This window comes from Streptomyces sp. NPDC056128, from assembly GCF_042263835.1.
GTDB lineage: Bacteria > Actinomycetota > Actinomycetes > Streptomycetales > Streptomycetaceae > Streptomyces.
The window spans coordinates 111,393-122,513 of record NZ_JBHJVQ010000009.1; the positions used below are offsets into that span (position 1 = coordinate 111,393).

Annotated in this window: 9 protein-coding genes and 1 tRNA gene; 6 read left to right on the plus strand and 4 right to left on the minus strand. The window is 72.3% G+C overall.

The window, feature by feature from the left end; genetic code table 11:
* Positions 1 to 3: 3 nt before the first annotated feature.
* Positions 4 to 501, plus strand: a complete 498-nt coding sequence (locus ACFC1X_RS19795) for a hypothetical protein (protein ID WP_376355349.1) — start codon at positions 4 to 6, stop codon at positions 499 to 501.
* Between the two features lie 269 nt (positions 502 to 770).
* Here ACFC1X_RS19795 and ACFC1X_RS19800 read toward each other — a convergent pair.
* Together ACFC1X_RS19800 and ACFC1X_RS19805 are read right to left on the minus strand one after the other, a co-directional pair.
* A tRNA-Ser gene (locus tag ACFC1X_RS19800) sits at positions 771 to 857 on the minus strand.
* Positions 858 to 916: 59 nt separating this feature from the next.
* Complete coding sequence (locus ACFC1X_RS19805; RefSeq protein WP_376355351.1) at positions 917 to 2,410, minus strand: S1C family serine protease; 1,494 nt, start codon at positions 2,408 to 2,410, stop codon at positions 917 to 919.
* A gap of 263 nt (positions 2,411 to 2,673) precedes the next feature.
* Here ACFC1X_RS19805 and ACFC1X_RS19810 point away from each other — a divergent pair, with 263 nt between their 5' ends.
* From ACFC1X_RS19810 to ACFC1X_RS19820, 3 genes are all read left to right on the plus strand, one after another.
* A complete protein-coding gene (locus tag ACFC1X_RS19810; protein WP_376355353.1) occupies positions 2,674 to 3,501 on the plus strand; it encodes a glycerophosphodiester phosphodiesterase in 828 nt (275 codons plus the stop codon).
* A 149-nt stretch (positions 3,502 to 3,650) separates the two neighbouring features.
* Positions 3,651 to 4,289: an ATP-binding protein gene (locus ACFC1X_RS19815; protein ID WP_376355355.1), complete on the plus strand. Its 639-nt coding sequence runs from the start codon at positions 3,651 to 3,653 to the stop codon at positions 4,287 to 4,289.
* Between the two features lie 250 nt (positions 4,290 to 4,539).
* Complete coding sequence (locus tag ACFC1X_RS19820; protein ID WP_376355357.1) at positions 4,540 to 5,505, plus strand: DUF5926 family protein; 966 nt, start codon at positions 4,540 to 4,542, stop codon at positions 5,503 to 5,505.
* A gap of 244 nt (positions 5,506 to 5,749) precedes the next feature.
* Here the strand turns inward: ACFC1X_RS19820 and ACFC1X_RS19825 are convergent, their stop codons facing one another.
* Positions 5,750 to 6,508: a hypothetical protein gene (locus ACFC1X_RS19825; RefSeq protein ID WP_376355359.1), complete on the minus strand. Its 759-nt coding sequence runs from the start codon at positions 6,506 to 6,508 to the stop codon at positions 5,750 to 5,752.
* Between the two features lie 55 nt (positions 6,509 to 6,563).
* Complete coding sequence (locus ACFC1X_RS19830) at positions 6,564 to 7,229, minus strand: bifunctional DNA primase/polymerase (RefSeq protein WP_376355361.1); 666 nt, start codon at positions 7,227 to 7,229, stop codon at positions 6,564 to 6,566.
* A gap of 684 nt (positions 7,230 to 7,913) precedes the next feature.
* Here ACFC1X_RS19830 and ACFC1X_RS19835 point away from each other — a divergent pair.
* On the plus strand, positions 7,914 to 9,347 hold the full coding sequence (locus tag ACFC1X_RS19835) for a PP2C family protein-serine/threonine phosphatase (RefSeq protein WP_376355363.1): 1,434 nt from the start codon (positions 7,914 to 7,916) through the stop codon (positions 9,345 to 9,347).
* A 133-nt stretch (positions 9,348 to 9,480) separates the two neighbouring features.
* Positions 9,481 to 10,983, plus strand: a complete 1,503-nt coding sequence (locus tag ACFC1X_RS19840) for an aminopeptidase P family protein (RefSeq protein ID WP_376355365.1) — start codon at positions 9,481 to 9,483, stop codon at positions 10,981 to 10,983.
* The last annotated feature ends 138 nt before the right edge of the window (positions 10,984 to 11,121 follow it).

Sequence of the window (11,121 nt, forward strand, 5' to 3'; positions counted from 1 at the left end):
ATCGTGGCTGATGAACGGCTTCAGGCCGAGTGGGTCCGCCGCTGGTACGAGCAGACGGAGGCAGCACTCACGGAGATGGTGCAGTCGTTTCAGGCGCGCCACGGCTTTCCACCCGACAGGAATGGGGTCGAGCGGGCAACGGATGAGAGCCACAGGGCGACGGACGAGCTCGTGCAACTGACGTCGATTCCATCGGACTTGACGACAATGTACTGGGTGATCGCCGAGGTCTCCCTGCCCGATGTGGACAGCGGCTACTTCGTCCACCCGGCCTCAATGGTCGCAAGCCACTTCCGCGAGTACGGAGCCGTCCATATCGACGATGAAGAGCCTGCCCTGGTGTTCGCCAGCGACGGCGGAGGCCATCTGTTCGCGCTGGCCGGCTCCGGGCGGATCTGGAGGTCCACCACTGCCTCGTGGTTCGATCAGTTCGACCTTGCTGCTGCCAGCCTCCAAGAGTTCTTGGCAGGGCTGGGTCGACGGATCAGCAATCAGCTCTGACCGCAGCCGCGGAAGCCGCGCAGCGGCCGATTCACGAGTGGGTGAGGACGGCTGCGCCCCTCGGGCGAGCCGTCCATCTTGCCGGGTGGAAGCGCGAGATCGTCTAGGAGATTCCGATCCACCGGTATGCAACAAGGTGGCAGGCCCTCATGACATGCCCCAGCTGCGCCCGATCGGCCGGGAAGCGCGGGGAACGGCGGTGCTCGGCGGGTAGCGCGCATGACGACGGCCCCCGACCGTCATACCTGGTCAGGGGCCGTAATCCAATGCGGTGGGTGTGGGATTTGAACCCACGGTGGCATCGCTGCCACGACGGTTTTCAAGACCGTTCCCTTAGGCCGCTCGGGCAACCCACCCCGCGCCGGTCGTGATCGTGGCGCGGGACCAGGGTAGCGGGTCGGTCCGGGGGTGTGGGTCAGTCGTCGCCCAGCTTGGAGCCGAGGGTGAGTTCGGTGGTGTGCTGCTTGCCGCCGCGCTCGTAGGTGACCGTGACCTCGTCGCCGGGCTTGTGGGTCCAGATCTCGCCGATCAGGGTCGGGCCGCTGTCGATGACCCGGTCGTCGAGCTTGGTGATGACGTCGCCGGGCTTGAGGCCCGCGTCGGCCGCCGGGCCGCCCGCCTCGACGGGGTCCGAGCCGCCCACGCCCTGCTCGGTGAGCTTCGCGCCGTTCGCCGTCTCCTCCAGGGAGACCGAGGCGCCGATCTTCGCGTAGACCGGCTTGCCGGTCTTGATCAGCTGCTGGGCGACGAACTTCGCCTGGTTGACCGGGATCGCGAAGCCCAGGCCGATGGAGCCGGCCTGGCCGGTGCCGAAGCCGCCGTTGCTCGTGGACTGGATCGCGGAGTTGATCCCGATGACGTTGCCCTGGGCGTCCAGCAGCGGGCCGCCGGAGTTGCCCGGGTTGATCGACGCGTCGGTCTGGAGGGCGCTCATGTAGGACGCCTTGCTGTCCGCGCCGCCGTCGCTGGAGGCCACGGGGCGGTTCTTGGCGCTGATGATGCCCGTGGTGACCGTGTTGGACAGGCCGAAGGGGGCGCCGATGGCGATCGTCGAGTCGCCCACAGCCACCTTGTCGGAGTCGCCGAGGGGGAGCGGGTTCAGGTCGGACGGGGCGTTCTCCAGCTTGATGACCGCGACGTCGTAACCCTGCGCGTTGCCGACGACCTCCGCGTCGTACTTCTTGCCGTCGGGGAAGGTCGCGCTGAGCTTGCCGCCGTCGACCGCCTCCGCCACCACGTGGTTGTTGGTGACGATGTGGCCCTGCTTGTCGAAGACGAAGCCGGTGCCGGTGCCGCCCTCGCCGTTGCTTCCCTCGGCCTGGATGGTGACCGTGCTGGGCAGCGCCTTGTTGGCCACGCCGGCCACCGTGCCCGCCTCGCGCTTGACGGAACCGCCGGTGTCGGAGGCGGAGACCGTCGTGGAGCCGCTGTCGTCGTTGTTCTTGGCCAGGGTGTAGCCGAGGCCGCCGCCCAGACCGCCCGCGACCAGCGCCGCGACCAGGATTCCGGCGAGCACGCCACCTCGGCCGCGGCCCGGCTTGGGCGCGGGGGGCGGCTGGTACGAGGCTCCCCAGCCGCCGCCGCCCGTACCGTCGCCCGAGCCTTCGCCGAAGCCGTGACCGCCGTGGCCGCCGTGGCCGGCGTGACCACCGTCACCGCCGCCTCCGCCGTACGACGGGGTGCCGGGCGGCGGCGGGGGCGGGGGCCAGGAGGCGTCGGGCGGCGTGTGGCCCTGGGGCGCCGCCGCGGCCGGTGCCTGGGCGGGCGGAGCGGCGGCCGGGTCCTGGGGCGTGGGGGTAGAAGCCTGCTGCGGGGCAGGGGGCTGGGCGGAGGCAGCGGGAGCGTCCACCGGCACGGGGGGTGCGGACGGGGCGGGGGGTACCGCGGTGCCCTCGTTCTCGGTGCTCACAGCTTCTCTCCTAGTTCCACGGCAGTGTGTCGGTCACCCTGGTCGCGCGCAGCCACGCTCACGCGGTGGTCCACGGTCCGGCGCGATGCGGATGTGCTGGCCTTTTTGTATGCCATCAGCTTTTCCCACGGGCCGTCAGAGCACCATAAGCGGTTGCTGTGCGTCCTGGACCGTCCCTTACATGGGATATTCAAGACTAAACGGGCGCGTTGCCGATGCGACCCGATGGCACGTCTACCCGCCCGCGGTGGCACCATGACGCGGTGACCCACGCACGACAGCACCGGATTCAGGTCGTCGCCCACCGTGGAGCCTCCGAGGAGGCCCCCGAGCACACCCTGACCGCCTACCGGAAGGCGATCGAGCACGGGGCGGACGCCCTCGAGTGCGATGTGCGCCTGACGGCGGACGGTCATCTCGTCTGTGTTCACGACTGGCGCGTCAACCGTACGTCGAACGGCCGGGGCGCGGTGTCCGCGCTGGAGCTCGCCGATCTGGCCGAGCTGGACTTCGGGGCCCGCCGGACCCGCGAGTTCTGGCGCACGCGCGACGAGCAGCCGGACTGGGAGCACCGGCCCGAGGACCGGGAGGAGACCTCCGTCCTGACCCTGGAGCGGCTGCTCCAGCTGGTGGCCGACGCCGGACGGCGGGTGGAGCTGGCGATCGAGACCAAGCACCCCACGCGGTGGGCGGGTCAGGTGGAGGAGCGGCTCCTGCTGCTCCTGAAGCGGTTCGGACTCGATGCCCCGGCCTCGGCGGCGGATTCCCCGGTGCGCGTGATGAGCTTCTCGGCCCGTTCGCTGCACCGGGTACGGGCCGCCTCGCCGACGCTCCCGACGGTCTATCTGATGCAGTTCGTCTCACCCAGGCTGCGCGACGGGCGGCTGCCCGCGGGTGTCCGGATCGCGGGCCCCTCGATCAGGATCGTGCGCAACCACCCCGCCTACATCGAGCGCCTGAAGCACGCCGGCCACCAGGTGCACGTCTGGACCGTGAACGACACCGACGACGTGGATCTCTGCGCCGACCTGGGCGTCGACGCCATCATCACCAACCGGCCGCGCGCGGTACTGGACCACCTCGGACGCTGATCGAGCGCCGATCGGGCGCTGATTCGTCCGCAGGCCTTGACCCGGCGGCCCGTCTGCCGCATTCTCCGGTCTCGGCCACACCGACGAAATCCAGCCATGTGATTACAGGGAGTGCTCCGGCGCGTTCGGTGCGTGTTCGACCGTGTCGAATGCGTCACTGGGCGGGGACGGGCCGGTTTCCGGTTCAGGCCAGAAGGGCATCCACACCGTGGCGTGGGGCGAAGGAGGTCTCGGGGGTGGCGTTGGTGGTGGCACAGGAAGTGCCCACGTCGTCGAGCATGGCCGTTCCCCATGGCCCTGCGGGCGTGGGGAGAGCAAGGCACCGGATGCGCGAGCAGTTGCGCAACGGCGGTGTGGCGGAACCGGTCATCGACGACGCCGTACTGGTCCTTTCCGAACTCTTGAGCAATGCGTGCAAGCACGGCCGCCCGCTGGGCGACGCCCTCGCCGGCGACGGCGACGTGCGCGCCGCGTGGCAGGTGGACCCGCGCGGCCGGCTGGTCGTGGAGGTCACGGACGGCGGCGGCCCGACCCGTCCGACGCCGGCGACCCCCTCCGTCACCGCGCACGGCGGCCGCGGGCTGAACATCATCACCGCGCTCGCCGACGACTGGGGCGTACGGGACGACGCGCGCGGCGAGGTCACGGTCTGGGTCGTCGTCCACGACGACGTGCACGACCCGGACGCCGGACATCGGCGCGACGACTTCGCCACCCGGATCGCGGCACCGGCGGTGTCGGAGATCCCCGGCCTGGACTTCGCGGACGCCGTCGAAGAGGCGGGCTGACCCCGCCGACTTCGGCACGGCGCCATTCGCCCCTGCGAGGCGCGGAGGCGTGGAGGCGGGCCGGGCCGACTCCCGTCGTCGGGCCTCGCAGGGGTCCCGGGCTTCGCGCAGCCGTCCGTCACAGGCTCACCGAGGCCCACCCCACCCCCTGTCCACAGACGCCCCGTTGTCCACAGGGTCCCGTCGGTCACCGCGCGAACGGCTAGGCTCGCGCCGTACGAGATGAGCCGCCCACCGGGAGACACCCACGATGGCCAAGAAGCGACCCCAGACGAAGGCCAAGCGCCCGCAGGCCACCGCCGGAGAGATCCCGGTCGTCGGTGCCCGCGAACCCTGCCCCTGCGGCAGCGGCCGCCGCTACAAGGCGTGCCACGGCCGAGCGGCCGCGCAGGCCACGACCGCGCTGGTGCACCGCCCCTTCGAGGGGCTGCCCGGCGAGTGCGACTGGGTGGCCCTGCGGGAGCTGGTCCCGGCGGCCACGGTGGAGCTGACCCTGCGGGACGGCCTGCCCGAGGGCGTCCCCTCCGTCACCCTGGCCACGGTGCTCCCGATGGCCTGGCCGGCCCTGCGCCGCGACGACGGCTCGGTCCTGCTCGGCCTGCAGAACGACACGGCGTCGGGCGACATCAGCCGCGACCTCGCCGACACCCTCCAGCAGGCGCTGGAGGCCGCGCCGGGCACCCCGGTGCAGGGCCGCCGCGCGCCGGCCGAGGGTCCCCGGCTGCAGGACCTGCTCGCCCCCGAGGGGGCGTTCGAGCCGGAGGTGCACACGGGCTTCGAATTCTGGGTGCCGGACCCGGACAACGCCACGCCGGAGGTGACCGCCTCCCTGGAGCGGGCCAACGCCGCGGCCATCCCGACCGTCCGGCTGCAGAGCGTGGACGCCGCGTACTGGTGCGAGACGTCGGACAAGAACCACCTGCGCTGGGTCATGCCGCACGAGGAGGAGCGGCTTCTGGACGCTCTCGCGCGGCTGCACGCGGCGAGCCGGTCGTCGCTCGGCGAGGGCACCCGCCTCGTCGGCTCCTTCCGCGCCCACGGGCTCACCGTGCCGGTGTGGGACCTGCCGAGCGAGGTCACCGCGCAGGACGTCGAGAAGCCCGCCGCCGAGTTCGGTGAGCGGCTCGCCGAGGCACTGGCCGCGGACGCTCCGCTCACGCACGACGAGCGCCGGGCGCGCGGCGGCCTGACCAACCGGCAGGTGACCCTCAGCTGACGCGCGGCGGCACGGGCCGGCCCGGCTGACCGACCGGTCAGCCGGAGCGCCCGCCGTGGAGTGGGTGACTCCGGTCACAACTCACGGCGCGGACAAGCCAGTCGGTGACCGGAAAACAGGAGATCGAATTTGCTAACTGCCGATCTCTTGTTACCGTTCGAGTAGCCCGGTTGCTGGTGCATCCCCCGTCGCCAGCAACCGGGTCTTTCCATGTCGCGAGTCGCGCACGCACCGCGACCGGCCGTCAACTCGCCGTTCCCGCAGGTGAGTTGCTTCCACCGCGGTCGGGGTTCCCGACGAAGCCGTTGCTTCCGCTACTCCCGGCGCCCGCGCCGCCCTCGCTCTCCGGACCGCGCCCGGTATCCCTGTTGCTGCCGGTGCGCAGCAGCAGTGGCCCGTACCCGGCCCGGCTCGCGAACTCCGCGACCGCGGTGTATCCGGCCAATCCGCCCCGCGCGCGTTCCCGGGGTGTCTCGCAGGTGCCCGGCGCGTCCTCGGCGCTCACGGCGCACCGCATCCGCAGGCTGCGCCCGTCGGGCCCCATGAGGCTCAGCACGGCCTCCAGCCGGTCACCGGTGGCGTTGCGGTAGTAGGTCCGGGCCCAGGTCTCCGGCCCCTGGGCCAGGACGCAGGTCTGCGCCTCGACGCCTTCGGGCGAGGTGAGTTCGGGCCCGCAGCGCACGGCCGTGGCCGGACCGGGCGGCAGCGGCGAGCGGGGAGAGGCGGCCCCACTCGGCGCGGGGGCGCCACCGGCGCCGTCGGAGGCCTTGGAGTCATCGCCCTGCGAGAGGAGGCGGACGGCCGCGGGAGTCTCCGGCCCGGGGTCGGGCGGCGGCCCCGCGGACGCCACGGCGAACGGCAGCACCACCGCGCAGACCACGACGCCGACGAGGCCGTACAGACGGACGCGCCGGCGGTCCGGCCCCCCACGGCGCGGCCCGGCGCGGTGCAGGCCGGCGCGGCGCGGCGCGGCGGCACGGTGCTCCCCTGCATGAAGCGGCATGGTCCGGACGATAACGACGAAGGCCGGGCACACCCTCCGCGCGCGCCGGACACCCCTACAACTCGGGCGCGCTCACACCCGTACGAGTGAGGGCGTCGACGGCCGCGTCCACCACGGCCTCCACGTCGGGCACCCAGGGCGAGGCGGAGCCGGGCAGCGGTGCCCGCTCCCAGCGGACGGCGCCACCGCCGGTCTCGGACGGCGGCAGCGCGAGGTAGCCGCCCTCGCCGTGGAACCGCAGGGATCCGGGGACGAAGTCCTTGGCGTAGAGCAGCTCGCCCAGCTGCTCCATGGAGTAGGGGCGCACCAGCAGTGACCAGCGGGTGGGCGAGGCGACGACCGGGCCGATCCGCAGGCCGGCGCGGTCGAGCGCGGCCAAGGCGTGGGCGGCCGGCAGGGCGGGCAGCGAGACCGCGCACGGGGCGCCGCCGCCGGTGGCCAGGACGATCGGCGCGGAGGGCCGGTTGCTCCACCACCAGCGCACCATGCGCGCGTCGGTGGTGGCCGCGAGGAGACCGGGGTCGAAGGGATGCGCGCCCGGCACCGTGCACTCGGGATCGGGGCAGCCGCAGCGGGACCGCGCCTGCGGGTCCGCCGCCACGCCCGGGAGTACGGGCCACTGCCATTGCGTCGCGTAGGTCAGGGCCGCGCCGATCAGCTCAGGCCGCCCGTCGTCGTGCCGGGACAGGAGCCTGCGTCGCCTTCCGAGGATCTCGCGCATGAGCGCTCGTTCCTTTCCGTTGCACGCCTGGCAACACCGTGGTCACTCACACCATGTGTCGAGCATTCGCTGTGCGTAGCTTGGTGGCGCATCACATCCGTGCCGCGGGACGACCCCCACACCAGGGCGCGCTCCCCCGAGCGGCACCCTGCCGGGGAACACCTCTGCCCAAGGGCAGGGGAAACCCCTGTGGGTCGAGCACTGACTGCGTCCGTGACGGTTCCGTCCACACTGCGTCTGGCAAAAGCATGGGCGTGGCGCGGGGGTGGCGAAGTCTGGCGTTTGCCGTTCCGCGTATTTCTCTCCGCCTCCGCCACGGGAGGATGGGGCACGGTCGTCGGTGGATAGGACGCCCGGGTCCGTCGCCAGGTTCCGGGTGGCCCCCAACCACCCCCGGCCTTCTCCGAGTACGTACCCATCACGACCGCTGTGACGCTCCGTGAAGCACCCCCAGTCGACCGCAACAAGCCGTCCTCTGGGGCAGTTTCAAGCCAATCTAGTTTTTCCGCAAGAGTTCCGGAAGGAGGCCGCTCGCACCCCACGGACACCAGGAATCCCGGCAGGACAATGCTGGACATCCCCTTACGAGTGCGTGTACATGTGGAGACACTGCTAGCGGCGCAGAATGACATGGGGGTTTGCGATGCTTTTGAGCAGTAAGCGCCGGTCGGAAAGCCGGACACCATGAACGCCCCGCACCCTCCGAAAGTGGCCGGAATCGATTCAGCGGTCCCGTCCCCCGCACACACTGTCGCGTCCGCCGCCCCCGACGCTGCCCCGGCCGCCCCGCCGAACACCACGGACGCCGCTGCCGCCGCCGACGCCCCGGGCAAGAACTCTGCCCCCGGGACCCTCCTCCAGGACCGGCTGGCCGGCTGGGTCTCGGACCTCACGACCCTGCACGAACTGACCGAGCGCCTGATCCGTACGGACACCCTCTCCGACGGCCTCCAGGAGTTGCTGCGCGCCGGAGCCGCCCTGGTGGGCGCCCGGCGCGGTCTCGTCATCCTGGAACCGGCCGACGGACTCGGCCCGGACACCACCATCGGCCTCGGGCTGGCCCGCGCCGACCTCGGCCACATCGAGACCGTGCCCCGGACCTCCCTGTCCTACGGGCGGATCCTGGACGGGCTGCCGGTCGGCGAGGACGGGGTCGCCGAGCCCGACCTGCTGGCCGAGAAGGGCCTCGACCCGCGCCACCGCGAGGTCGCCGCCCGCCTCGGCTACGCCGCCAGCTACGCGCTCCCGCTCTCCGCCGAGGGCACCGGACGTCTCGGCGCCGCCGCGTGGCTCTACGACGAACCCGCCGAACCGGACGAGCACCAGCGCCACCTGGCCGGCCTCTACGTCCGGTACGCCGCGCACCACCTGACCCGCCTCCTGGAAGTCGAGCGCACGCGCGCGTGCATGGCGACGATGGCCGAGGAGCTGCTGCCCTCCCGCCTGCCGCGGGTGCCCGGCGTCCAGCTCGCCGCCCGGCACCGCACCGGCCCGCTCGGCGGCGGCGACTGGTACGACGCGCTGCCGCTGCCGGACGCCGCGCTCGGTCTCTCCGTCGGCTCCGTCACCGGGGCCGGGCCCAGCGCGGTCGCCGCGATGGGGCGGCTGCGCGCCTCGCTGCGGGCGTACGCCGTGATGGAGGGCGAGGACCCGGTCGCGGTCCTGTCCGACCTGGAGCTGCTGCTGCGCCTGACCGAGCCCGCCCGTTCGGCCACCGCGCTGTTCGGCTACTGCGAGCCCGCGCTGCGCCGGATCACCCTGGCCGGTGCCGGGCACAGCCCGCCGCTGCTGATCGGGGAGCGGCGCACGGAGTTCGTGGAGACCTCCGTCTCGGCGCCGCTCGGCATGCTCGCCTGCTGGGAGGCGCCCAGCGTGGAGCTGCAGGCCGAAGCGGGAGAGACGGTTCTGCTGTACACGGACGGGCTGCTGCACCGTACGGGGGACCGGGCCGACCGCGCCTTCGCCCGGCTGCACGCGGCCGCCGCCGGTGTACCGAGGGCCGCGCGCCACGATCCGGACGCGGTCGCCGACCACGTCCTGCGCACCGTGCTGCCGGACGGGAAGGCCGACGCGGACTCCGAGGAGGACGTCGTCCTGCTGGCCGTCCGGTTCGAATAACGGACACTGACGCCTCGGAGGCCATGGATAACGGACGGTAGCCACTCCCCGGTAACAGGCCCTTCGCCCCTGGGCCCCCTTCCGTACGACCGTACGATGGGGGTGGTCCAGTGCCGTATCGAGGAGGATGACCGTGGCGGAGGAGCTCACCCAGGAGAACCCGGAGACCCCGGAGACCCCGGAAGCCGTGCTTGAGGACGCCGCTGACGCGGACGGCGACGAGCCGGTCAAGCAGCGCAAGAACGGCCTGTACCCGGGCGTGTCCGACGAGCTGGCCGAGAACATGAAGTCCGGCTGGGCCGACACGGAGCTGTACGACCTGGAGCCCATCGCCCAGGCAGCCGAGACCGCCACCCGCCGCGCCGCGCTGTCCGCCCGCTTCCCGGGTGAGCGCCTGGTGATCCCCGCGGGCAACCTGAAGACCCGGTCGAACGACACGGAGTACGCCTTCCGCGCCTCGGTCGAGTACGCGTACCTGACCGGGAACCAGACGGAGGACGGCGTCCTGGTCCTGGAGCCCAGGGGCGACGGCCACACCGCGACGATCTACCTCCTGCCCCGCTCCGACCGTGAGAACGGCGAGTTCTGGCTCAGCGGCCAGGGCGAGCTGTGGGTCGGCCGCCGCCACTCCCTCACCGAGGCCGGGAAGCTGTACGGCATCCCCGCCTCCGACGTCCGCGAGCTGCCGGACAGCCTGCGCGAGGCCACCGGCCCCGTACGCGTCGTGCGCGGCCACGACGCCGGCATCGAGGCCGCCCTCACCGACAAGGTCACCGCCGAGCGCGACGAGGAACTGCGCGTCTTCCTCTCCGAGGCCCGCCTCGTCAAGGACGAGTTCGAGATCGGCGAGCTGCAGAAGGCCGTCGACTCCACCGTGCGCGGCTTCGAGGACGTCGTGAAGGTCCTCGACAAGGCGGAGGCGACCAGCGAGCGCTACATCGAGGGCACCTTCTTCCTCCGCGCGCGCGTGGAGGGCAACGACGTCGGCTACGGCTCCATCTGCGCCGCCGGCCCGCACGCCTGCACCCTGCACTGGGTCCGCAACGACGGCCCGGTCCGCTCCGGCGACCTGCTGCTGCTCGACGCGGGCGTGGAGACGCACACGTACTACACGGCGGACGTCACGCGCACGCTGCCGATCAACGGCCACTACAGCGAGCTGCAGAAGAAAATCTACGACGCGGTGTACGACGCCCAGGAGGCCGGCATCGCGGCCGTCAAGCCGGGCGGCAAGTACCGCGACTTCCACGACGCCTCCCAGCGCGTGCTGGCCGAGCGGCTGGTCGAGTGGGGCCTGGTCGAGGGCCCGGTCGAGCGGGTGCTGGAGCTGGGCCTGCAGCGCCGCTGGACGCTGCACGGCACCGGTCACATGCTCGGCATGGACGTCCACGACTGCGCCGCCGCGCGGGTGGAGTCCTACGTCGACGGCACCCTGGAGCCCGGCATGGTGCTCACCGTCGAGCCGGGACTGTACTTCCAGGCCGACGATCTGACCGTGCCCGAGGAGTACCGGGGCATCGGCGTCCGCATCGAGGACGACATCCTCGTCACCGCGGACGGCAACCGGAACCTGTCCGCCGGGCTGCCGCGCCGGTCGGACGAGGTCGAGGAGTGGATGGCGGCGCTGAAGGGCTGACGCACCAACGACGGCCGGGCACCTTCGCGGGGGCCGGGCGGGGGGGGTCGCCCGGGGGTTGCGGGGGGGGAGACCGCCCCCCCCCGCGCGGCCACCCCCCCCCGGTTGTTTTTTTTGAAAATCACCCCACCGCCGGTA

Bases quoted from the DNA above. Each gene is read 5' to 3' on its own strand.
- ACFC1X_RS19820 (WP_376355357.1), top strand. From the start codon at position 4,540: ATGGCCAAGAAGCGACCCCAGACGAAGGCCAAGCGCCCGCAGGCCACC.
- ACFC1X_RS19825 (WP_376355359.1), bottom strand. From the start codon at position 6,508: ATGCCGCTTCATGCAGGGGAGCACCGTGCCGCCGCGCCGCGCCGCGCC.
- ACFC1X_RS19835 (WP_376355363.1), top strand. From the start codon at position 7,914: ATGAACGCCCCGCACCCTCCGAAAGTGGCCGGAATCGATTCAGCGGTC.
- ACFC1X_RS19830 (WP_376355361.1), bottom strand. From the start codon at position 7,229: ATGCGCGAGATCCTCGGAAGGCGACGCAGGCTCCTGTCCCGGCACGAC.
- ACFC1X_RS19815 (WP_376355355.1), top strand. From the start codon at position 3,651: ATGCGTCACTGGGCGGGGACGGGCCGGTTTCCGGTTCAGGCCAGAAGG.